This window comes from Kibdelosporangium phytohabitans (assembly GCF_001302585.1).
GTDB classification, from domain to species: domain Bacteria; phylum Actinomycetota; class Actinomycetes; order Mycobacteriales; family Pseudonocardiaceae; genus Kibdelosporangium; species Kibdelosporangium phytohabitans.
The window spans coordinates 4,194,448-4,215,153 of the sequence record NZ_CP012752.1; the positions used below are offsets into that span (position 1 = coordinate 4,194,448).

At 68.3% G+C, this 20,706-nt stretch carries 21 protein-coding genes and 1 pseudogene; 12 read left to right on the top strand and 10 right to left on the bottom strand.

Translation table 11 applies throughout. The features are described from left to right. Positions 1-123: 123 nt before the first annotated feature. Positions 124-900 carry a mechanosensitive ion channel family protein gene (locus tag AOZ06_RS19195; RefSeq protein ID WP_083471793.1) on the bottom strand — a complete coding sequence of 259 codons (777 nt, stop codon included), beginning with the start codon at positions 898-900 and terminating at the stop codon, positions 124-126. 158 nt (positions 901-1,058) lie between these two features. Between AOZ06_RS19195 and AOZ06_RS19200 the strand changes: the two genes are divergently transcribed. Continuing rightward, complete coding sequence (locus tag AOZ06_RS19200; protein ID WP_083471794.1) at positions 1,059-2,279, top strand: hypothetical protein; 1,221 nt, start codon at positions 1,059-1,061, stop codon at positions 2,277-2,279. 30 nt (positions 2,280-2,309) lie between these two features. Further along, complete coding sequence (locus AOZ06_RS19205; protein WP_054290665.1) at positions 2,310-3,041, top strand: hypothetical protein; 732 nt, start codon at positions 2,310-2,312, stop codon at positions 3,039-3,041. Here AOZ06_RS19205 and AOZ06_RS19210 read toward each other — a convergent pair whose 3' ends face one another. Further along, positions 3,042-4,049, bottom strand: a complete 1,008-nt coding sequence (locus AOZ06_RS19210; protein ID WP_054290666.1) for an LLM class flavin-dependent oxidoreductase — start codon at positions 4,047-4,049, stop codon at positions 3,042-3,044. It abuts the gene before it with no gap. 238 nt (positions 4,050-4,287) lie between these two features. Between AOZ06_RS19210 and AOZ06_RS19215 the strand changes: the two genes are divergently transcribed. Then, on the top strand, positions 4,288-5,274 hold the full coding sequence (locus AOZ06_RS19215) for a glutathione S-transferase family protein (RefSeq protein ID WP_054290667.1): 987 nt from the start codon (positions 4,288-4,290) through the stop codon (positions 5,272-5,274). A 35-nt stretch (positions 5,275-5,309) separates the two neighbouring features. Here the strand turns inward: AOZ06_RS19215 and AOZ06_RS19220 are convergent, their stop codons facing one another. Beyond that, entirely contained in the window at positions 5,310-5,603 is a 294-nt protein-coding gene (locus AOZ06_RS19220; protein ID WP_054290668.1) for an antibiotic biosynthesis monooxygenase, read from the bottom strand. Positions 5,604-5,777: 174 nt separating this feature from the next. On the opposite strand from AOZ06_RS19220, the gene AOZ06_RS19225 reads away from it, so the two are divergent. Both AOZ06_RS19225 and AOZ06_RS19230 read left to right on the top strand, forming a co-directional pair. After that, positions 5,778-6,329, top strand: a complete 552-nt coding sequence (locus AOZ06_RS19225) for an NADPH-dependent FMN reductase (RefSeq protein ID WP_054290669.1) — start codon at positions 5,778-5,780, stop codon at positions 6,327-6,329. Positions 6,330-6,556: 227 nt separating this feature from the next. Further along, positions 6,557-7,186, top strand: coding sequence for a hypothetical protein (locus tag AOZ06_RS19230; RefSeq protein ID WP_054290670.1), 630 nt, complete (start codon positions 6,557-6,559; stop codon positions 7,184-7,186). On the opposite strand, the gene AOZ06_RS19235 is transcribed toward AOZ06_RS19230, so the two are convergent. Continuing rightward, a complete protein-coding gene (locus AOZ06_RS19235; RefSeq protein WP_083471795.1) occupies positions 7,176-8,546 on the bottom strand; it encodes an MFS transporter in 1,371 nt (456 codons plus the stop codon). The two genes, AOZ06_RS19230 and AOZ06_RS19235, sit on opposite strands and share 11 nt — an antisense overlap. A 73-nt stretch (positions 8,547-8,619) precedes the next feature. Between AOZ06_RS19235 and AOZ06_RS19240 the strand changes: the two genes are divergently transcribed. Further along, positions 8,620-9,678, top strand: a complete 1,059-nt coding sequence (locus tag AOZ06_RS19240) for a hypothetical protein (RefSeq protein ID WP_054290671.1) — start codon at positions 8,620-8,622, stop codon at positions 9,676-9,678. Positions 9,679-9,708: 30 nt separating this feature from the next. Here AOZ06_RS19240 and AOZ06_RS19245 read toward each other — a convergent pair whose 3' ends face one another. After that, positions 9,709-10,446, bottom strand: a complete 738-nt coding sequence (locus AOZ06_RS19245; protein ID WP_054290672.1) for an NPP1 family protein — start codon at positions 10,444-10,446, stop codon at positions 9,709-9,711. Positions 10,447-10,748: 302 nt separating this feature from the next. Between AOZ06_RS19245 and AOZ06_RS19250 the strand changes: the two genes are divergently transcribed. The 4 genes from AOZ06_RS19250 (at position 10,749) to AOZ06_RS19265 (ending at position 13,960) form a co-directional block, all read left to right on the top strand. Continuing rightward, positions 10,749-11,885: a S1 family peptidase gene (locus AOZ06_RS19250; RefSeq protein WP_054290673.1), complete on the top strand. Its 1,137-nt coding sequence runs from the start codon at positions 10,749-10,751 to the stop codon at positions 11,883-11,885. 111 nt (positions 11,886-11,996) lie between these two features. Beyond that, entirely contained in the window at positions 11,997-12,755 is a 759-nt protein-coding gene (locus AOZ06_RS19255) for a hypothetical protein (protein ID WP_054290674.1), read from the top strand. A 4-nt stretch (positions 12,756-12,759) separates the two neighbouring features. Next, positions 12,760-13,383, top strand: a complete 624-nt coding sequence (locus AOZ06_RS19260) for a hypothetical protein (protein ID WP_054290675.1) — start codon at positions 12,760-12,762, stop codon at positions 13,381-13,383. A 43-nt stretch (positions 13,384-13,426) separates the two neighbouring features. Beyond that, positions 13,427-13,960: a GNAT family N-acetyltransferase gene (locus AOZ06_RS19265; RefSeq protein WP_218922016.1), complete on the top strand. Its 534-nt coding sequence runs from the start codon at positions 13,427-13,429 to the stop codon at positions 13,958-13,960. A gap of 141 nt (positions 13,961-14,101) precedes the next feature. On the opposite strand, the gene AOZ06_RS19270 is transcribed toward AOZ06_RS19265, so the two are convergent. Beyond that, positions 14,102-15,166, bottom strand: a complete 1,065-nt coding sequence (locus AOZ06_RS19270) for an aldo/keto reductase (RefSeq protein ID WP_054290676.1) — start codon at positions 15,164-15,166, stop codon at positions 14,102-14,104. A gap of 117 nt (positions 15,167-15,283) precedes the next feature. Here AOZ06_RS19270 and AOZ06_RS19275 point away from each other — a divergent pair. After that, a pseudogene (locus AOZ06_RS19275) lies at positions 15,284-16,117 on the top strand (helix-turn-helix transcriptional regulator). On the opposite strand, the gene AOZ06_RS19280 reads toward AOZ06_RS19275, so the two are convergent. Continuing rightward, complete coding sequence (locus AOZ06_RS19280; RefSeq protein WP_054290677.1) at positions 16,118-16,975, bottom strand: ketopantoate reductase family protein; 858 nt, start codon at positions 16,973-16,975, stop codon at positions 16,118-16,120. An 88-nt stretch (positions 16,976-17,063) separates the two neighbouring features. Here AOZ06_RS19280 and AOZ06_RS19285 point away from each other — a divergent pair, with 88 nt between their 5' ends. Continuing rightward, positions 17,064-17,543: a winged helix-turn-helix transcriptional regulator gene (locus AOZ06_RS19285; RefSeq protein WP_054290678.1), complete on the top strand. Its 480-nt coding sequence runs from the start codon at positions 17,064-17,066 to the stop codon at positions 17,541-17,543. A 3-nt stretch (positions 17,544-17,546) separates the two neighbouring features. Here the strand turns inward: AOZ06_RS19285 and AOZ06_RS54160 are convergent, their stop codons facing one another. The 3 genes from AOZ06_RS54160 to AOZ06_RS19300 are packed head-to-tail and all read right to left on the bottom strand — an operon-like array spanning position 17,547 to position 20,607. Then, positions 17,547-18,419 carry a hypothetical protein gene (locus AOZ06_RS54160; RefSeq protein ID WP_054290679.1) on the bottom strand — a complete coding sequence of 291 codons (873 nt, stop codon included), beginning with the start codon at positions 18,417-18,419 and terminating at the stop codon, positions 17,547-17,549. A 56-nt stretch (positions 18,420-18,475) separates the two neighbouring features. Next, positions 18,476-20,059, bottom strand: coding sequence for a DHA2 family efflux MFS transporter permease subunit (locus tag AOZ06_RS19295; RefSeq protein WP_083471796.1), 1,584 nt, complete (start codon positions 20,057-20,059; stop codon positions 18,476-18,478). Further along, positions 20,050-20,607 (bottom strand): PadR family transcriptional regulator, encoded by a 558-nt coding sequence (locus tag AOZ06_RS19300; protein WP_054290681.1) that lies wholly within the window; start codon positions 20,605-20,607, stop codon positions 20,050-20,052. Before AOZ06_RS19300 ends, AOZ06_RS19295 begins: the two co-directional genes overlap by 10 nt. Positions 20,608-20,706: the final 99 nt, after the last annotated feature.

Consider the following 20,706-nt stretch of genomic DNA (forward strand, 5'->3'; position numbering starts at 1 on the left):
GTTCGATGGACCGCGTGAAGATTCCTGTCCGGTTGCCTCCGGGGCGCGGGGTGAGCGCTCAGCAACGAGCACGATCCCCCGTCGAACGCGTCGACGGGGGACCGTGCTCGTCGTGTCAGCGGATCAGACGCCGCCGGGGCGGCGGCCCGACTCCGCGGTCGCCTCCACTGTGCCGATGTCGGTGGTGGACTTGCCGTCGGCGTCGACCGTCTCGCGCATCCGCGGGATCTCGTGCTCCGCCTTGTCCAGCCAGCTCGCCCACCGCTGCTGCATCGGCCGGATCAGGCCGCCGCCGACGCCGACGATCGCGATACCGCCGATCGTGGCGAGCACCGTGATCAGGACCGGGGTGGTGACGGTCGTGGCGACGCCGATCTGGTTGAGCGCCGCGATCACACCGAGCGCCAGGATGAAGACGGACGCGATGTTCGCCAGCACCCGGCCGTAGGACAGGCCGCTCATGGTTCCGCTGATCAGGTCCTTCACCGCGCCCGCGACCGCCGCGGCGACCACGACGATGATGATCGCGACAACGGCCCTCGGCAGCCAGTTGACGATGTCGGTGAGCAGCGCGGACACCGGGTTGGGGCCCCACGCGCCGAACGCGATCTGCAGCGTGATCAAGAGGATCGCGTAGTAGACCAGCTTGGCGACGATGTCCGACGCGCCGTACTTCGACTTCTCCATCGTCTGCTTGAGCGCACCGCGCTGCGCGATCCGGTCGAGGCCGGCCTTGTTGAGCAGCTTGCCCACCGCCTTGGCCAGGACCTTGGCGATGATCCAGCCGATCACCATGATCACGAGGAAGGCGAGGAGCTTCGGCGCGAATGTCATAACGCTGCGCCACGCGTCGGTGAGCCCCGCACCGATGTCCACCGCCGCCACATTCCAAGACCCCATGGTCGTCGCTCCCTTCGCTGTGTGCGCACGTCAGGTACCCATGGTGCGGTGGACTATCCAACATGGACGGTTGAGTCACCGGATCGTGTGGTGCACGAAATCACCACGATTTCATGAACTTCTGTCGGTTTCCGGCCTGGACCTGGCAGGATTCGACTGTGAGCACCTCGAAGGGGAGCGAGACGGGCGAACCGCGGTTACAGGTTCGCCGCCCACAACAACCGCCGTGGCTGCGGCGCGGTTTCCTGCGGGTCTTTCTACCCACAGCGACCGTCGCGGTCCTGGGTCTGTCGACTTTGCTTGCCACGAAGACGCTCGCGCTGCCGTTCCAGCCGCTGACGGTGTTACAGGGCAAGATGGCATCGAAGGAGGACTACTTCAACGACCCGGAAGTGCAGCGAATCCTGTTGCGCCACCACATCCGGGTGCACGTGACGGCCATGGGATCACGTGACGTCGTCACCACCGGCCTCGACGGCTACGACTTCGCCTTCCCGTCCGGCCAGCCGACCTCGGAACTGGTCCAGCAGCGCATGGCGGGCAACCCGGACGTGAAACCGCACCGCCCGGTGCTGGTCAGCCCGCTGGTGCTGGCCACGTACCGCCCGTACGCCGAAGCCCTGGTCGACCTCGGTGTGGCCAAGCGGCGCGGTGACACCCTCATGTACGACCTGAACTTCGCCGGTCTCGTCAAGCTGATGGACGGCGAGAAGAAGAAGACGTGGCAGGACCCCGCGATCAGCAACGACGGGGAGGACAAGATCTTCAACGACAATCCGATCACCGTGCACACGTCGAGCGTCTGCACGTCCAACGGCGGCGGCAACTACCTCGGCCTGCTGGCGTACGCGCTGCACGACAACCAGCCGGTGACGACCGAGCAGGAGGTCGACGCCGTCGCCGACAAGATCGCGCCGATCGTCAGGGGCGCCGGGTTGCCTTTGAAATCCCCGAAGCAGACCTACTTCGCCGAGGACGGCCCGGCCACCGCGCCGATCAACGTCCTGTACGAGCACCAGTTCCTGCAGTACCAGGTGCAGACCAAGCGGAGCAGGGGAGACGTCGACAGAAAACGGGTTCTGCTCTACCCGAACACCGGCCTGATCACCGAGCCCGGCTTCATCTCGCTCAACCCCGGCGGCAGGCGCCTCGGCACGTTGCTGGAGACCGACCCGGACCTGCGCAGGCGCGCGGTGGAACTGGGTTTCCGGGTGGTCGCGGCGGACGACCTGCCCAGCACGCCGTCCCTGAGCCAGCAGATGGCCAAGTTCGGCATCAACGCGCCGATCGACCGCAGCAGCGACACCAAGGCCCTGCTGCCCGCGAGCACCAGGCTGTTCGAACGGCTCATCATCCGGGTGGGCCAGTGTCCATCGTGAAGGCGTTCATCTCGACGGCGAAGGGATTCCATGGCCATCTTCGACGGCCAGTGGTGGGGCCAGTGGTGGCCGTGGCTGGTGGTCTGGCTAGTCACGGTCGCGATGATCGTCGTGGCCGTCTACCAGGTCGTGCGCGCGGTGCGGAGTGGACGGACACCGCCGCACACCCACGGCAGCGTGTTCTACCTGGACGAGAAGTACGTGATGAACCTCTACCAGATGTACGGCGGCAAATACCGCGCCGCGCTGAGCCAGGAAGTGGAGGAGCGCTCGACCAAGACCAGGGAGACCGCGCTCGCCGCCGAGGGCGGCCCCGCCAGGGTGAACACCAAACGCGGCAGCCAGGACGAGGTGTTCCGGCGCTGGGTGGAGACCACGGAGGCGATCACGATCTTCCGGATCGTGATGGACGTGCTCGAACGCGCCGGTGACATCGTGCACGTCGACCTGCGCGCCGGCACGGTCGTCGGCGACCACGCGCTGTCCGCGGCGCTGGACATGGTGGACGGCCGGGTGCCCGCCGACGTCCAGCTCAGCGACATCGACGCGTTCGTGAACGTGCGCGGCAAGTTCCGGATCGCCGAGACCGGGGAGAAGAAGGTCACCCTGGTCGCGGGGCACCTGACGCTGCCCTGCGCCACCAAGTACCTGCAGGACCCTGACCGGCTCAGCGAGTCGTTCCCGGCCCGTTGCCTGGCCCGCCCGCAGCAGGTGACCGCGGACGGCCACCTGATCCTGCACCCGATCGCGATCTTCCGCTGACTACGCGGCGGGCCGCCAGCCGAGCTCGGGTCCCAGCCGCGTGCCGATGTCGGTGAGGATCTGCACGTAGTCCTCGTGCTCGAACGTGAACGGCAACGCGAACGCGACCTCGTCGACCTCGCCGAACGCCGGGTCGGCGTAGAGCTGCTCGGCGATCTGCGCCGACGTGCCGATGATGTCGCGGGCGAACATCATCCGGCGCGGCCCGTGCACCGCGCCGACGCGGGCCGACCGCTTGTCCACGTACGCCTCGTACTTCGCGCGTTGCTCCGGGGTGGCGGTGTCGGTCGGGATCACGACGAGCCCCTGGGAGAGCCGGGCTTTGCTCTCGGCGCGGAACGCGCGCACGAGCGCGAGCTGCAGCTGTGCGAAGTCCTCGATCTGCGTGGCCTGCACGACGTTGCTGACCAGCAGGTTCAGCCCGTTCTCCGCGGCCCAGCGGGCCGAGCGTTCGCTGCCGCCGCCGTACCAGGTCCGGTCGATCAGCCCGGGGGAGTGCGGCTGGACGTGGTCGGAGAACTCCTCGATGCCTACCGTGAGCGGCCCCGACGTGACCGGCTCCCCCTTGATCAGGTCAAGCAGCCTGCGGACCCTGGTGTAGCTGAAGTCCTCGATCTCCGCGGTGTCCGGGTAGAGGCCCTGCTTGACGTCGTCCCACCGGATCGGCGGGCCGACGCTGACGCCGGGGTTGAGCCGTCCGCCGGTCAGGACGTCGACCGTGGCGAGGTCCTCGGCGAGTCGCAGCGGGTTCTCCCAGGCCAGCGGGATGACCGCGGTGCCGAGGTTGATCCGGCTGGTGCGCTGCGAGGCCGCGGCGAGCATCGCAACCGGCGACGAGATGCCGTACTGCAGGTGGCGGTGGCGCACCCACGCGCTGTCGAAGCCGAGCTGTTCCCCGAGCACGATGATGTCCAGCGTCGATTCGTGGCCCTGGCGCGGGTTGTGCTCGTCGAACAGGCCGATGGTCAGGAATCCCAGTTTGCGCAGTGCGGTTCCGGGCGACGGCACGGTCGTGGCTCCTCTCCGGCCGACGGTCGGCCGCTCCGGCGATTGTCCGCCTGGATGACCATCTCAATCGAGAAGGTTCACGATGTGGGAGGAAGCCGGTCGGCGGGGTCGCCCGGCAGGTCGCGGTAGCCGAGACGATCGACCCGGCCCAGCGGCGACCCGGTGTGGTGGGCGGAATATCGCGAGCGGCTCGATTGTTCGGCTCGCGCCGCGGCCCAGCGCTGGGAGACTTGATCGCATGGCAGGCGATGGCGAGTACAAGCGCGACCAGAACTACATCACCACGCGGATCACCGCGGACGGGCGGGACGGCTACCCCGTCGAACCAGGCCGGTATCGCCTGGTCGTGGCCAGGGCGTGCCCGTGGGCGAACCGGGCGTCGATCGTGCGCAGGCTGCTGGGCCTGGAAGACGCGCTGTCCATGGGGATCGCCGGGCCGACGCACGACGAGCGCAGCTGGACGTTCGACCTCGACCCGGGCGGCAAGGACCCGGTGCTGGGGATCGAACGGCTGCAGGAGGCGTTCTTCAAGCGCGACCCCGAGTACCCGCGTGGCATCACGGTCCCCGCGATCGTGGACATCCCCACGGGTCAGGTCGTGACCAACGACTTCGCCCAGATCACGCTGGACATGTCGACGGAATGGACGGCGCACCACCGCGACGGCGCGCCGGAGCTCTACCCGGACGGGCTGCGTGACGAGATCGACGACGTGGCCGAGAAGGTGTTCCAGGACGTCAACAACGGCGTGTACAGGTGCGGATTCGCCTCGTCGCAGGAGGCGTACGAGCGTGCGTACGGCAAGCTCTGGGACCGCCTCGACTGGCTGGAGGAGCGGCTGGCCACCCGCCGCTACCTGGTCGGTGACACGATCACCGAGGCGGACGTGCGGCTGTTCACCACGCTGGTCCGGTTCGACGCCGTGTACCACGGGCACTTCAAGACCAACCGGCACAAGCTCACCGAGCTGCCCGCGCTCTGGGGGTACACGCGTGACCTGTTCCAGACGCCCGGTTTCGGCGACACCACGCACTTCCCGCAGATTAAGGAGCACTACTACGTGGTGCACACGATGATCAACCCGACCGGGATCATCCCGTCCGGCCCGGACCTGTCCGGCTGGCTGACGCCGCACGGCCGGGAGGAGCTGGGCGGCAGGCCGTTCGGCGACGGGACCCCGCCGGGCCCGCCGCCGGAGGCCGAGCGCGTGCCCGACCCGGCCTGACACCCGCACACCGGCTGATCACCGCACCGCGGTGGTCAGCCGTCGGCGAGCGTGCCTTCCTCGGCCGACACCAGCGACTCGATGCTCTCGAAGAACGCCTTGATACCGGGCAGGTTCGCGCCTTTCGCGCTTGATTCGGCGAAGTCGGCCGAGCTGCGCCACTCCACGATGTCCAGCCACTCGCCGTCGGGCAGCCGCACGAGCCGCGCGCCGAGGAAACCGGCTCGGTCGGCCTTGAAGTCGGCCAGCATCGCGGCGCGGCTGGTCAGCAGTTGCTCCACCCTCTCCGGTGCCACCCGGAACCTGGTCAGTTCGACAGTCGTGGACATCCCCGCTCCTCAATTGGTAATTATCGGTGACTATACAACTCGGTGACCAGTGTCGCCGGGTGCGCGCCTGCGACTGTGAGCTGGACGACAGTGCGGACTACCCTGGCCGCCGCCGCGTTCTATCCAGTCAGAATCACTGACTTCTTGAGCGCGAACAGTCCACAGGAGAGCGTCATGACCCACCGCGTCGGCTACGTCGTCGGCAGCCTGTCCGAGCGTTCGATCAACCGCAGGCTCGCGAAGGCGCTGGCGAGGCTCGCGCCGCACGGCCTCGAACTGGTCGAGATCCCGATCAACGAGCTGCCGCTGTACAACCACGACTACGACGGTGACTACCCGGAAGCGGGCACACAGCTCAAGGAAGCGATCGAGTCCAGCGACGCGATCCTGTTCGTCACACCGGAGTACAACCGGTCCATCCCCGGCGCGCTCAAGAACGCCATCGACTGGGCGACCCGGCCGTGGGGCACGAACTCGCTCGACGGCAAGCCGGCCGCCGTGATCGGCGCGTCCATCGGCGCCATCTCGACCGCCGTGGCCCAGCAGCACCTCAAGAGCATCCTGGCGTTCACCAACTCGCCGGTGCTCGGCCAGCCGGAGGCCTACATCCAGTTCTCCGACGGCCTGATCACCGAGGACGGCGAGGTCACCAACGAGACCACCGCCGAGTTCCTCACCCTGTTCCTCACCGCGTTCGCCGGGCACATCAAGCGCAACCTCGGCTGAGTGCCGGCACGGTCGAAAAGGGACGCTGTGCCCCGGCGTCCCTTTTCCCTCGCCGCGAGCGGATTGCGTGCAATTGACCGAGTAGCGGGTTCGTGCCGGTCGAACCGCTGGTCAGCGCGCCGTGTGAGGTACGAGTCATTGTAGGTCAACAGGTTTCGGGGATAGCCTCGCAACCAACCAGTCAGGGCCGTTGACTATCAGCGGTCCGTCGGGGACAGGAGCCTGGTATGGCGACGGAACTGGCACAGGACTACGCGGCGGAATTCCACCGTGAGTGGACCGCGGCGGAGAACACCCCGGTCGAGTTCCCGCCACTGGACGTCAACGCGCTGGTCAAGCGGCACCACCGGGTCGGTGGCGACCTCGTCGTCACGAAGAGCATGGTGTGGGACATGCTGGTCCGCAAGGCGTACGCGCCGGAGACGTACGCGCCCGGCCGTGTGCGGGCGGGCAGCGTGCGCACGTACTCCACAGAGGAGCCCGACTTCGTCCTGATGTCCGACCAGCGCCTGTGGATCGACGAGTCCCGCTACACCCAGGTGATCCAGCGCGTGTACGTCGACCAGGACCGGCACGCGGTGTTCCACCTCGGCACCGCGCACCTGACGACACCGGACGGCGCGTACGAGTGGGCAGGCATCGAGCAGCCCCTCTACCACCTCGAGTACGTCGTGACCGGCACCGAGCTGCGTCCGGTGCTGCGCAGGCGGGTCGTGCACCTGACCGACGCCTACGACTCCCGGATGTCCTGGCACTTCGCGCGGCTGGTGCGGGAGCAGTCGCTGATCGAGATGGTCGAGATCTACCTGCGCCTGCAGTGGGGCATCGAGCTGGGGCTGCAGCCGCTCAGCGCGTGACGGGCTCCTCGGTGCTCTCCGATTCGAGGTACTGGCGCGACAGGCCGCGGTAGAACCTGGACCGCAACGCGAAGATCGTGACGAGCACGCCGAGGAACCCAGCGGCGATGAACACGAGCGCCATGCCGCGGTCGGGCCCGGTGCCGAACCAGCCACCGATCAGGTCGACGCCCGCACCCGTGGTCATGAACGGGATGAACACGAACTGGGCGATCGGGCTGATCAGGAACGCCGTCAGCGGCGACGCCGCCTGCTCCACGCTCTGCGCGAAGCCGAAGACCCGGCCCTGGCGCTCGTACGGCACGACCTTCTGCAGGATGGTCTGCTCGGCCGCCTCCGCCGCGGGCATCAGCAGCAGGTAGACGAGCAGCCCGCCGATCAGCAGGCCCAGCGACGCCTGGATCGGGAACACGATCGATATCGACCACAGCACCATGTTGACCAGCAGCAGCGTGCGCACCGGGTTGCGGCCCAGGCCGGTCCGCGCGACCACGAGCCCACCGATGATCATGGCGCCGCTCAGCGCGCCCCACAGGAAGCCCCAGACCTCGACCGACACCAGCGACAGGCCGTACGGGTCCATCAGCGCCATGAACGCGCCGCCGAGGAAGTTGTTCAGCGTCGCGAACAGCACCATCGCCATCAGGCCCGGGATGCTGCGGATGATCCGCACGGTGCCGCGCACGTCGGCGCGTTTGGGCCCGTCGGTGCCTTCCGACGCGACGATCCGGGGCACCTTGGTCGCGGAGATGTCGAGGCTGGCCAGCGTCAGCACGGCCAGCGCGACGATGAGCACGTAGGTCATGCCGCCCTGCGCCACGAGCACGCCGCTGATCACGGACGTGACCAGGAAGGATATGCCGGTCGTCGTGCCGACCAGGCCGTTGGCCTTGTCCCTGCTGCCCTCCTCGATCAGGGCGGTGACCATCGTCGGCAGCGCGATCGTGCGGATGTTGCCGATGATCACGCCGATCATCAGCAGCAGGATCAGCCCCCACAGCCACGGGCTGGCCGGGTCCTTGAACGTCCCCGCCGGGGCGCTGAGGTAGACGGCGAACGACACGACGTAGAACACCAGTGACCCGATGCCCGACAGCAGCATGATGGTCTTCTTGTCGTGGTGGTCGACCAGGCTGCCGAACCAGATGCCGGTCGCCGAGGTCAGCAGCAGGAACAGCCCGGAGAGCACGCCGGTCGCGAAGACCGACTTGGTCTCCAGGTACACGTAGAACGTGATCGCGAAGAAGACCGTGTAGTTGGTGACCGACACGAGGATGGTGTTGACCAGCAACCGCAGGAACGTGCGTGTGCCGGGCGCGCGCGTGTCCAGACGGGTACCGCGCGTCTTCGAGTCACTCACTCCGACACAGTATGGGGTCTTTGTCCGATCATGCCACTGGATAACTCGATGACGGTACCTGGACGATAGGTGGATGCGCGTTCTGCTGGTGTGCGTTCTGCTTGTCTTGCTGGGTGGTTGTGCGCCGGAGGCACCCGCGTTCAGCGCGGTCGACCTGCCTGCGGGCGCGCGTCCGGTACTGCTGGCGGGTTATGGCGGTGATGTGCTGATCGGTGTGCGCCGCGACGGGCACCCTGTCGTGCCGGGCGTGCTGCGGGCGAACGAGGACGGCGCGGTCAGCGAGATCCCGGTGCGCGGCGAAAGCCCCTACGGGTTGCTGGCGAAGTGGTACGCCATCGACTCCGACGGGGACCGGATACTGGCCGTCGGCGGCGAGCGAGGCGGTGCGCACGCGAACGTGCGGTGGTCGGTGTGGACGGGAACCGCCGCCGGGATCACCGAGAAAGTCCAGGGATTCAGCACGTTCGGAGGCTGGGGAGCGGGTGAGCTCGTCGGCGCCGCCCTCGCGTCGTCCACACCGGTGCTGGTCGGGTCCTGGCAGAGCGCCAAGGCCGGTTTGGACGTCGCCGTGTGGACAGCCGAGGGTGACACCTGGGCACGCCGGGACTCGGCCGGGACCGAGCTGGAGAGCGACCGCCGGACCCTGGCGTTCGCGAACAGTGTCACGGCATACGGGAAGGGCGCGCTGATCGGCGGGATGCGGCTGACCGACGGCCGTGAGATCGCCATGGTGTGGCAGTCGGCCGCGTCCGGCACCGGCTGGACGGGCACGCCGTTGCCGGACGCGGGAAAGCTCGCAGTCGTCTCGTCGGTCCGGTGCTGGGGTGCGGTGTGCGGCGCCGCCGGGTCGGTCGACGGCACGCTGGCGTTGTGGCGGATGGCCGACGGCGTGTGGAAGCGACTGCCGGGAACGCCGCCGATCCCGGTCAAGGACAGCGACAAACTGGCGCCGCCGCTCGACGAGCACGTGACCCAGGTCGTCTCGGACAACGGTCAGGTGAAGATCGTCCGTGCGGACGGTGACACGTGGACGGCGAACCCGATCTCCGGTCCAAGCGGGACGGTCACGTCCGCGGTGCGGGCCGGCGACCGGATCTACGTTCTCGCGGGGGACAAGGTGTGGCGGGGATGACCCCGGACACGCCGGGGCCATCCGGTGCCGTCACGAGTTCGGATCGAACGGGATACCGGCCGGTTTGGCCTTGGACAGCTCGGAGGTGAACGAGCTGTTCCGGATGCCCAGCTGTGCGGCGCCGAAGTCGGCGCCGGTGAGCTTGTCCCGCAGACCTGCTGGGTAGTCGTCCCAGCCGACCAGCGGTGGGTACTGCCAAGCCTTCTCGTGGTTCTCCGGCTGCTCACCGAATCCGGCGAACCGGAAGCAGTGCGTGCCGATGCCGTCCTTGTGGTAGACGATCTTCGGGTGCGTCCCGCTGTCGTCCCACGGGATGTCGTTGCGGGACTTGGTGTTGTACTTGCCGTGCGCGGACGCCGAGACGTACTGCGGCCAGCCGCCGTCCGGCACCCACACGACCACGTGCTCCCAGTCGTGCTTGTGCCCGCCGAGGCCGGACCCGGGGACGGCCTGGTCCTTCTCGAAGTACAGGGCGTAGAGGTAGGCGCACCAGCCGTTGTTGCACTTCACGCGGGAGTACGCGTTGGTGTTGTCCAAATCGGACTGGTCGTGGCACTGGCCGTTCAGCGCGCCACCGGGGTTGAGGCCCGGTGCGATGGTGCCGTCCCGGCCGATCGCCGGTGTCGGGTAACAGCCGTCGCCGTCGTAGTCGAAGGCGGGTTCGTAGCTCCGGTCAGGTCCCGGCGCGTTCCAGTCCAATGCCTTCGGTGGTTCCGCGAGCGCTGTTCCGGTGAAAACGAAAAGCATTCCGGCGGTGCTCGTCAGCATCACTGATAGCCATCGGCGAATATGTTTTCGGGCGGGCTGCGGTCGCACTTGACCTCCTGTCTTGCGCGGCAGGGAGTACCGCGGGTCGTGCGGTCGGCGAACAGGCGGCGCGAGCGAATGACACCACAACCCCGGCGCCCCACGCCAGTGGCGTGGGCGTTCAGCCGTATGGCCTCCGGCCGAACGGCCTACTTTCGAAGGTATTGGTGGCCAGATGCCGGCGCTACTGTGAACGCATCGAAAATGTTTCACCGAGGGCCGATTCCCGCATTCTTTCTCCCTGCGAAGAAGGCTGAAAACAAATGAAAGCTCGTATTGCAGGCGCCTGTCTCGCGGCAGGCGTCGCGGTGAGTGCTGTGCTCATGGCGCCTTCGGCGGTCGCCGCGCCGCAGTTCGACCGGGCCATGGTCGGCGCCGCCGCGGTCCAGCTGGGACTCGCCCCGGCGCAGGCCGCGCAGCGCCTCGACCAGGAGCAGCGGCTGTCCCGCAAGCTCGCCGACCTGCAGGCCGCCGGCATGCCGACCGACGGCGCGTTCTTCGACTCGGCCGGCGCGCTGGTCGTGACCACTTCGGACGCCAAGCGCGCCAAGGACGCCGGGCTGACCCCGCGCTCCGGCGTGCGGGGCGAGCGCGCGCTCAACGACCTGTCGGGCCGTGTGCAGCAGGCGATCGGTGCGGACAAGGCGCAGGTGCAGACCTGGGGGCCGGATGTGGCCATCGACCGCGTCGTGGTGACCGTCGAACCGACCGCGGGTGACGCGCTGGTCCTGCGGCTGTCCCAGATGGACGGCGTGATCGTCGAGACCGGCGCGGCGAAGCTGGTCCGCAACGCCGACGTGGTGCCGGGCCGGATCATGGACCTCGTACCGGGGACCAACTGCTCGCTCGGCTTCAACGGCACGCGCAACGGCGCCAAGGTCCTGCTCACCGCGGGTCACTGCGTCGAGGGCAACCCGGACATCCTGGACGCCAACGGCACCCACATCGGCAAGGGCGCGGGCACCCGCTTCCCGTCGGTGGACATGGGCATCGTGAACATCGACGCCGAGGACACCCAGCGGGCCTATGTGGACACCCGGAACGGCACGACGGTCCGGATCACGGGCTCGTCGAAGGCCCCGGTCGGCACCACGATCTGCAAGGCGGGCAACACCACCGGCTGGACCTGCGGCAAGATCACGCACTACAACCAGTCCGTGCGGTACTCCGGTGAGTCCGTGACCACCACGGGCCTGGCCCGCGCCACGGTCTGCACCGAGGGCGGCGACAGCGGCGGCGCGTACATCTCCGGCAACACCGCGCAGGGCATGACCTCCGGTGGCCCGAGCAACGCGGAGTGCGGCTACAACCAGGGCGCCAACGCGACCGGCTTCTACTCGTTCTACCAGCCCGTCGTGGACGCGGCGAGCTACTACGGAGTCACGCTGCTGACCTCGTGACCCGATCGTGAAAAGAGGGGGCGTGCCGACGGGCGCGCCCCCTTCGCGATCTCCCGGACACCGGTGCCGCGCATCGGTTAGGCTCCCCGCGCTGTCGAAACTGGGGGCCACATGACCGTTGTCCTGTCCGCACGAGAACACTGGTGTCGTCCGGGTGAGAAGATCCTGTTCCTCTGGAGCAGCAAACTGGACAAACCTCGGTTCGAGGTCGAAGGCCTCGAACCGAACGGCGATCCCAAGCGCAACGTGCTGTCGAAGGCGCTGGGCGCGGTCGGGCGCGGCGCCGCCACCGTGGCGCTCGGCGCGGTGGACGCGGTCATGGCCGCGACCGACGACAACTACGGCGACGAGGGCGACAACCCCTCCGGCCCCGAGTTCCTCAACATGCTGATCACCGGGCCGGGCCCGGACTGCATGTCCGTTCGGGCCGTGCAACCGTGGCGCCGCAGGCAACTGCCGGGCTGGGAGGACATCCACGGCACCTGGGTGCTCACCGCGCAGCGGCTGGCGTGGCTGGTGGACTCGGCGGTCGTGCGCAGGCTCGCCGAGCAGGAGGAGAAAGGCAAGCCGGGCCTGACCGGCAACCTCGTGCGCGCGGTGGCGGGGATCGCGGTGGACGCGGCGAGGTCGTTCGCCGACGACCACCCGGCGGGCAAGCCGGTGCTGTTCCCCGAGGTCGAAGCCGGGGTGGAGATCCCACGCGAGGCGCTGCGCTCGGTGGACATCCTCTTCGGGCTGGTGGGCCGCCTCGGCGAGCACGAGCCCTGCTACCTCCAGGTCGTGCTCGCGGACGGCTCGGGCATGCGGCTGTGCGTCGGGCACGGGCCGCGTACGGCCGAGATGGCACGGACCTGGATCTCGGGGAGCTGACGACATGGACGACCACTTCTTCGGGCTGAAGGTCAAGGACCTCACCGAATCGGTGATCAGGACCGGCTGGCTGAGCGAAGAGGGGCTGGTGGACGTCCGCCCCTGCGCAGGTCACTTCCTGGCCGTGGTCGGCGGCGAGCAGCACGTGCCGCACGCCCCGGCGGAGGACGCGCAGCTGCCGAAGTGCCGGATGAAGGCGCCGAAGTGGCCGTTGCCGAGCGACCTGGTCACCGGCGGGAAGTTCCTGCACGACGAGTGGGTCTACGACCCGTCGATCAACGGCCGGGTCCTCACCGACACCCCGGACCGCGACGCCGTGCACTGCGCGAACCACCTGATCGCCGGGAACGGCAGGGCTTTCCTCGTGCTGACCACCCGCCGGGTGGCGGTCGTGATCGAACAGCAGGACGTCGACGGCGACTCGGCGATGACCCGGTTCGCGGGGCTGCTGTCGAAGGACAAGCAGAAGAAGGAAGACGCCCAGCGCCTGGTCACCTGGTGGGAGGCCGACCGGTCACGCGTGCGCGCGGTGAACGAGATCACCCACGGTCGTCACCTGAGCAACCTCCGCCGGTTCACCGCACTCGTGTTCGCTGACGGATCGGTCCTGGAAACCCGCGCTCCCTGACGGTCGCTGACCAAACGGAGTCGTGCCTGGGCAGGGCCGGGCGATGCCCCAGCTGAAGCGGCTGGCCGCCGGTCACGCCCCGGCGGTCCTGGCGTCCGAGCCGGCCAACCGCGCCTGCTTCGCCGCCGCGATCACCGACCGCGGCGACGACTTCTTCGAGCAGTTCGCCGACCTGTGCAACGCCCGGCTGGCCGAGCAGGACGGCGGTGTCTGCGCCTTCCACGTCCTCGTCGCCGACGACGGCTCGGTACTCGGCAGGTTCAACCTGCTCGACATCGAGGACCGCACCGCGGAACTCGGCTACCGGGTCGCGCAGCACGCCGCCGGTCGAGGCGTGGCGACCGCGACTGTCCGGGAGCTGTGCGGGCTGCGGCGACCCGGTACGGGCTGCGTACCTGCGGGCGGCCACGGCCAGCCAGAACGTCGCGTCCCAGAAGGTGCCGACCAAAGCCGAGCACCCCGGCTGACGCCGAGCAGCAGCGCGACAGCAGGTAGGCGGTCGGCACCCAGGTCGCCGTGTTCTGCGAAGTGTGCAGCTCCTGCTGGATCGTTGTGCCGACCGTGCCCTTCCTCGTAGACGAAACGACCCTCACCACAGTCGAGCATCCGATTCACGCAGCACGGGTACGTCCATCCCACGACAGCGACCTGCGCGGCATCGTGCCGATGGTCGCCCCGAGGACGGTGGTGGTGCTGTCCTCGGGGCTCTGCCGGGTCATCAGCGGCGGGTTTCGACCTTCAGGTCGCCCTTGGTCACCTCGCGGATGTGGTCACTGGCGAGCAGGCCGTGCGGGGCGCCGAGCTCGATCGCGCTGGCCTCGTCGAGGCGGGCCAGCTGGGCGGCGGTGAAGTCGACCTCCAGAGCGCCCAGGTTGTCCTCCAGCTGCGCGGGGGTACGGGCACCGATGATCGGTGCCGTCACGCCCGGGCTCTGCAGGGCCCAGGCCAGCCCGACCTGGGCGGGTGTCCGCCCCAGCTCCGTGGCGACCTCCTGCACGACATCGGCGATGGCGAGGTTGCGTTCGGTGAGCGTGCCCAAGGCGAGGTTGAAGCTCTTGCGGGTACCGTCGCCGGATCCGGCGTTCGTCGCGGTCAGGTCGTCGCGGCTGTACTTGCCGGTGAGCACCCCGCCCGCCAGCGGCGAGTACGGGATCACACCCAGCCCCATCTCGCGTGCCATGGGGATCAGGTCACGTTCCCCGGTGCGGTCGATCAGGTTGTGTTCGATCTGCAGCGCCACCAGTGGCGACCAGCCGCGCAGGTCGGCGATCGCCTGCATGCGTGACACCTGCCAGGCCGGGGTGTTGGAGATCGCCACGTACAAGACCTTGCCGTGGCGGACCAGATCGTCCATACCGCGCAGGATCTCCTCGACCGGCGTCGTGAAATCCCACACGTGCAGGTAGAGCAGATCGAGGTAGTCCGTGTTCAGCTGCCGCAGGCTGGCTTCCACCGACGCGAACAGGCTCTTGCGGTGAGTGCCCCCGGAGTTCGGGTCGCCGGGCCGGCGCAGCGCCGTGTACTTCGTCGCCAGCACCAGGCTCTCGCGGTCGTCGCGGGTGAATTCGCCCAGCAGGCGCTCGGAGCTGCCATCGGAGTAGGTGTTGGCGGTGTCGATGAAGTTGCCGCCGCGCTCGACGTAGGCGTCGAACAGTTTGCGCGCCTCGTCCTGCTCGGCGCCCCAGCCCGACTCGGTGCCGAAGGTTGCCGCGCCTAGCGCCAGCGGTGAGACCCGCAGCCCGGATCGGCCCAGCAGCCTGTAGGTGTCGAGGGTGAGCGACATCGTGTTCTCCCGTGCTTGTGATCCGTTGTCGAGAACAAACCTGTGACCACCGCGAGCCGGGGATAAGGGAGGGAAGTTCCTGGGAACACCAGTCCCACCCCGGGTGTTGGACCGGGCGTGACGACCCGCACCGTGGACAGGACACAGGAGCTGGCCGCGTTCCTGCGGACCCGGCGTGAACGCTTGGACCCGCGCGATTTCGGTCTGCCGTCGCATCGGCAGGCCCGGCGGACCCCGGGACTGCGCCGCGAGGAGGTCGCCGAACTGGCCGGGGTCAGCATCGACTACATCGTGCGGCTGGAACAGGCCCGCGGGCTGCGGCCCTCAGCGGAGGTGGTGGAGGCTCTGTCCCGGGCGCTGCGCCTGGCCCCCCGCCGAACGCGCCTACCTCTTCGACCTGGCCCGGCAGCGCCCCCGCGGCGCCGACAAGCCGGCCACCACCGCGGCGGCGCCGCTGGCCACTTGGTCTCCGACCTGTCGCCGCTGCCGGCCATGCTGATGAACCACCGCTACGACATCCTGGCCTGGAACGGCGAAATAGCGAAGCTGCTCCTGGATTTCGGCACCCTGCCGCCGTCGCGGCGCAATGCGATGTGGTTGTGCCTGATGCATCCGAAGATGCGTGACTTCTATGTCGACCGCGAACGCGTCGTGCGGGAGGGGATCGCCCACCTGCGCGCAGCGTGGGCCGCGCATCCGGATGACCAGGCGTTGACCGGCCTCATCGCCGAATTCATCACCCGTGACGAGGAATTCGCGCGACTGTGGGCTGAGCGGGACATCGAGGTCAACGGCCGCGGGCGCAAGGTGCTGCGGCATCCTGACGTCGGTGTGATCGCCGTGCATTTCGAAGTGCTCACGCCACTCCAAGATCCGGACCAGCGGTTGGTGATCTACCGCGCCGCGGACGACGAGAGCCAGTCGGTATTGGACCGGTTGTGCGCACGGTGATCACGGCAGGCGTGCGTCCAGGATGGTCCGCACGGCTTCGACCGTGGCCGGGGCGTTCCCGGCGCCGAGCGCGCGGATGACGGGTCCGGCGATCGCGTCGAGTTCCAGGTGCCGTCCGGCGGTGGCGTCCTTGAGCATGGACGACCGGAACCCGGCAGGCATGCGCCGCAGGCGTGCCTCGATCGCGTCGGCGTCCACATCGGCCTGCCGTGTCCTCGCAGCGGCGGCCGCTTCGCGTACGAGGGGCCGCAAGTGTTCGCCGCGCTGGGCGATCGCCTCTCCCAGTGCGGCGTCGGCACTGGTCGTCAGCAAGGCGAACGGCGCGAGGAAGGTCAGTTTCCGCCACATCACCGTGTCCTCGTCGGGGTGAGTGGACGCGTCGAGCCCGGCCTTGGCGAGCAACTCGGCGACGGCGTGGTCGGTGGTGAGCACGGTGTCCATCACGCTGACCTGTTCGACGACGCCAGGCCGGTGCCGCGTTGCCTCGACCGACATCGTGGCGGCGACGACGTTCGCATCGGGATACGCGGCCCGCAACAAGGGCAAGTGGTCGACCCCGTTGAGGAACGGGACAACCGTGGCGTCACCCAACACGGCGGCCGGAATCCGTTGCAACGCGGGCAGCAGGTCGGTCGACTTCACGGCGACGAACAGGACCTCCACCGGCTCCGTCAGGTACGCGCGAGCGGTCGGGTACGAAACGACCTCGGACGCCCCGGGCGCGGTGAAACGCAAACCCTGGGCGGTGATCCGCGCGGCAGTGGTCTCGCTGGCCACGATGGTCACGTCCCGCCCGGCCGCCGCCAGCCGCGCGGCCAGCAGCCCACCGATCCCGCCCGGCCCCAGTACCCCGATCATGTCTGCCCCATCTCCGGCGAAGTGAATTCCATGATGGAAGCCATCCTGCTACAGTCACTTCCATAGTGGAAGTAGCAGGGGAGAGGGCATGCGTCACAGCAGCTTCGCGGCGATGGAATGCCCGGCAGCGCGCACGCTCGACCAGGTCGGCGAATGGTGGAGCCTGCTGATCATCCGGGACGCATTGCACGGCCTGACCCGGTTCGACGAGTTCCAGCAGAGCATGGGCATCTCCACGAACTCCCTCAGCCGGAGACTGAAAGAGCTGTGCGACAACGGACTGCTCGAACGTCACCCGTACCAGGACAACCCGACGCGGTACGAGTACCGGCTCACGCGACGCGGCCGTGACCTCCAGCCCGTGGTCGAAGCCCTCGCCGTCTGGGGCCGCAAGTACATGACACGAGGCAAGGGCGCGGTCCGCCTGGTGGACACCGAGACCGGCGACCTGGCCGATCCGGTGCTCGTCGACAGGAACACCGGCAAGGAAGTGAACGAGGCCAATGTCCACTACGTGGCAACGAAAGTGGCGTCCGAGGTGAAGAAGGGCAAGCTGCCGCCGCCGTGACGTCTACTCGCAGCCGATGCCGTCGTTGTTGTTGTCGAGTTTGTAGATGTCCTCGCCGATGACGGTAATTGGCCCACTGACGTACGCCGGGCCGTTGCCCTTGCCGCCCGCGCAGTCGACGTCCGACGCGATCGGGACGCACGGCGTGTAGTTCGGATCGCAACCGGCGGCGTCCTGCGGCTCGGCCGGAGGCTTCGGTTCGCTGGTTGTCGTCGGTGTCTGCTTGGTACTGCTCGGTTTCTTCGTCGTCGGAACGGTCGTTGTGACGACCGGGACCGATGTGGGTGCGGGCGCGGCTGTCGTGGTGGTGGCGCCGATGGTCGTGGTGGTGACCGGCGCCGCCGCGGTCCCGTTGACCGTGGTCCCGTTGACGGTGGGAGCGGCGGCCGGGGGAGCGGGCTTGTCCTCCTTCGACGCGATCGCGCTGATGATCAGCAACCCGCCGACCACGGCCGCCGCGACCCACACCGGTTTGCGGCGGCGCGGACGCGACGGTTGCGGGGAATCCGCGGTTCGCGCGAGCGGGACAACGACAGCGGTGTCCGCCCGCGGCAAACGTAATGTGACCTCGATGCCGCGTTTTCCGTCGTGCAGAACAGCCGCGCAGCCAGGTCGGTGCCCGCGCTCGATCACTTCGGACACCAAAGCGCCGTAACGATCCGACATCACGTGGGTCAGTTCGCCGACACGCACGCTGTCAAGCCGGACCTCGATCGCCCGTTGCCCCTGGTGTTTCCCGGTCGTGACAGTGCACCACGCCAGTTCGGCGACGAGTTGCGCGCCTGTGACCGGGTATCGCGCGAGGTGCTGCTGGTGATCCTCTTCGCGGGTGACGGTGACCGTCACCTCGCCCGGGAGCATGAACGGGCCACTCATCGAATCTCCTGGCTGCCGACGGACACACCATCCCATCCACGCGGAGCCGGCGTTCGTTACACGTCTGCAAGCGCGTCGCTGCGCGTTTGGACGAAGACACAGCACCCGACACCGAGGACCAAGGCGATCACCGGAAACGCGAGCGAAGCGTGGAAAGCCTGGACGAACCCGTCCGAGAACACCCGTCTGGCGGCGTCCGAAACCACCCGGCTGGTCTCGGCGGACGCCCCGTTCGGTGCGGCGACAGCGGTTCCGTCCCGGAGCCGGACGAACTCGACGCCACGCCCCGCTGCCTGCTCGACACCCGCGACGAATCCCTGGCGCACCTCGGCGGGCAGGTCCGCGGCGACAGCCCGCGCGTGCGTGCCGAGCGATCCGACGAGCTGGTTCTGCAACAGGACACCGAATCCCGCTGTGCCGAGCACCGAGCCGAACTGGCGGGTGGCGTTGATCATCCCGGACGCCGCCCCGGCCGACGCGGGCTCGACGCCGTGCATCGCCACGGTGCTCAGCGGCGCGAACGTCAGGCCGAGGCCCGCGCCCATCACCAGGAGACTGGGCAGGATGGTCCACATCGAACTGTCCACACCGGTCATCAGGCCGAACAGCACGATCCCGGCCGTGAACAGCGAAAGCCCGCCCAGGACCACGAACTTCCCGCCGTAGGAGTCGGTGAGCCGCCCGGCGTACGGCCCGAGGATCACCGTCATCAGCGCCAGCGGGGCGTTGACCGCGCCGGCTTCCAGTGCGGACATCCCGAGCACGGACTGCGCGTACAGCTGGAAGCCGATGGCCATGCTCATGATCCCGACCGACAACGTCACCGCCGCCGTGTTCATCAGCGAGAAGTTCCTGTTGCCGAACAACGCCAACGGAACGAGCGGCTGCCGTCCTCCTGGTCTGCGTTCGGCCAGCACGAACGCGACCAGCAGCACCACTCCGGCGACCAGCAGCAACTCCACCGCCAGGTTCCACTCGAGCCGCTGCCCCTCCTGCAGGCCGTAGGTCAGGCAGGTCAGGCCCGTGACGAGCAGCGCTGTCCCGCGCAGGTCGAACTTGCCCGCTCGGGGGGTTCTGCCGCCCGCCGGGATGATCAGCGGTGCCGTCACGAGCACGGCCAGTCCGATGGGGACGTTGACGGTGAAGATCCACCGCCAGTCGAACGTGCTGATCAGGAACCCGCCGAGCGGTGGCCCGGCGATTGTGGCCAGACCGGCGATCGCGCCCCACACACCCAACGCGGCACCGCGCCGTTCGGCGGGGAACACACTGATGATGATCGACATCGTCTGCGGGATCAGCAAAGCGGCACCGAGGCCCTGCACGGACCGCGCCGCGATCAGCTGCGGCGCGTCCTGCGCGAGCGCACACATCACGGAAGCCACCGTGAACACGGCGATGCCGACAAGGTACATCCGCCGCTTGCCGAACAGGTCCCCGAGCCTGCCGCCGACGATCAGCAACACCGCGAGAACCAGCACGTAGGCGTTGCTGACCCAGAGGACCTCGTTGTACGTGATGCCCAATTGGCTGAGGATGTCCGGGATCGCGACGCCGATGACGGTCGTGTCCAGCAAGGTCATGAAGAAACCGAGGCACAACGCGACCAGAACGGCCCAGGGATTGCCTTTCACTGCCATGTCAGCCGGCCTTCCCTGATGTCGTCGGCCAGCGCCTTGGTCAGCTCGACGTCGGCGCGGACATGGGCCTGCATGTGCTGCAGTTCGACAAGGGCGATCGCGGGCAGACCCTGTTTGATGGCCGCGTCGTGACCGGTCTGCAGCGCCGCGAGTTCGCCGTCCAGGGCGATCGCGCGACGGTCAAGGAGATCAACGGCGTCCTTCTGGGGCAGCATGCCCATGAACGCCAACGCCGTCCGGTATGGCGGGTACTCCGGTGTGACCGTGACCAGCAGCTCACGCAACCGGTCGCGGGCCACCTCCCGCCCGGTGCCGGTGATCGCGTAGACGGTCCGTTCGGGCCGTTTTCCCTCTCTCGTGGTCTCGGTCGGCTTGATCAGTTCGGCCTTCGCCAGCGTCTCGACCGTGTGGTAGAGCGCGCCGTGCGTCACCTTGACGATCCGGTCAAGCCCTTGTTCCCGCATCTGTTGCCGCAGCTCGTACGGGTGTTGTGGCTGTGCGTCGAGCAACCGCAACACCGCGAGCCCCAGCGAGGTGAGCGTCCGCATCCATCCCCCTGACCCTGGTAGTCCGCTTAGAATAGTCTAAGCGGACTATGTCCGGTCAAGGGGCTCACGAAGCCCGGAAGCCCTGTGGACTCCGCTCGT

What these genes read in the sequence shown, in the direction of transcription:
- AOZ06_RS19195 (WP_083471793.1), bottom strand. Translation starts at nt 900, where the DNA reads ATGGGGTCTTGGAATGTGGCGGCGGTGGACATCGGTGCGGGGCTCACC.
- AOZ06_RS19205 (WP_054290665.1), top strand. Translation starts at nt 2,310, where the DNA reads ATGGCCATCTTCGACGGCCAGTGGTGGGGCCAGTGGTGGCCGTGGCTG.
- AOZ06_RS19215 (WP_054290667.1), top strand. Translation starts at nt 4,288, where the DNA reads ATGGCAGGCGATGGCGAGTACAAGCGCGACCAGAACTACATCACCACG.
- AOZ06_RS19220 (WP_054290668.1), bottom strand. Translation starts at nt 5,603, where the DNA reads ATGTCCACGACTGTCGAACTGACCAGGTTCCGGGTGGCACCGGAGAGG.
- AOZ06_RS19225 (WP_054290669.1), top strand. Translation starts at nt 5,778, where the DNA reads ATGACCCACCGCGTCGGCTACGTCGTCGGCAGCCTGTCCGAGCGTTCG.
- AOZ06_RS19230 (WP_054290670.1), top strand. Translation starts at nt 6,557, where the DNA reads ATGGCGACGGAACTGGCACAGGACTACGCGGCGGAATTCCACCGTGAG.
- AOZ06_RS19240 (WP_054290671.1), top strand. Translation starts at nt 8,620, where the DNA reads ATGCGCGTTCTGCTGGTGTGCGTTCTGCTTGTCTTGCTGGGTGGTTGT.
- AOZ06_RS19245 (WP_054290672.1), bottom strand. Translation starts at nt 10,446, where the DNA reads ATGCTGACGAGCACCGCCGGAATGCTTTTCGTTTTCACCGGAACAGCG.
- AOZ06_RS19250 (WP_054290673.1), top strand. Translation starts at nt 10,749, where the DNA reads ATGAAAGCTCGTATTGCAGGCGCCTGTCTCGCGGCAGGCGTCGCGGTG.
- AOZ06_RS19255 (WP_054290674.1), top strand. Translation starts at nt 11,997, where the DNA reads ATGACCGTTGTCCTGTCCGCACGAGAACACTGGTGTCGTCCGGGTGAG.
- AOZ06_RS19260 (WP_054290675.1), top strand. Translation starts at nt 12,760, where the DNA reads ATGGACGACCACTTCTTCGGGCTGAAGGTCAAGGACCTCACCGAATCG.
- AOZ06_RS19265 (WP_218922016.1), top strand. Translation starts at nt 13,427, where the DNA reads ATGCCCCAGCTGAAGCGGCTGGCCGCCGGTCACGCCCCGGCGGTCCTG.
- AOZ06_RS19270 (WP_054290676.1), bottom strand. Translation starts at nt 15,166, where the DNA reads ATGTCGCTCACCCTCGACACCTACAGGCTGCTGGGCCGATCCGGGCTG.
- AOZ06_RS19280 (WP_054290677.1), bottom strand. Translation starts at nt 16,975, where the DNA reads ATGATCGGGGTACTGGGGCCGGGCGGGATCGGTGGGCTGCTGGCCGCG.
- AOZ06_RS19285 (WP_054290678.1), top strand. Translation starts at nt 17,064, where the DNA reads ATGCGTCACAGCAGCTTCGCGGCGATGGAATGCCCGGCAGCGCGCACG.
- AOZ06_RS54160 (WP_054290679.1), bottom strand. Translation starts at nt 18,419, where the DNA reads ATGAGTGGCCCGTTCATGCTCCCGGGCGAGGTGACGGTCACCGTCACC.
- AOZ06_RS19295 (WP_083471796.1), bottom strand. Translation starts at nt 20,059, where the DNA reads ATGGCAGTGAAAGGCAATCCCTGGGCCGTTCTGGTCGCGTTGTGCCTC.
- AOZ06_RS19300 (WP_054290681.1), bottom strand. Translation starts at nt 20,607, where the DNA reads ATGCGGACGCTCACCTCGCTGGGGCTCGCGGTGTTGCGGTTGCTCGAC.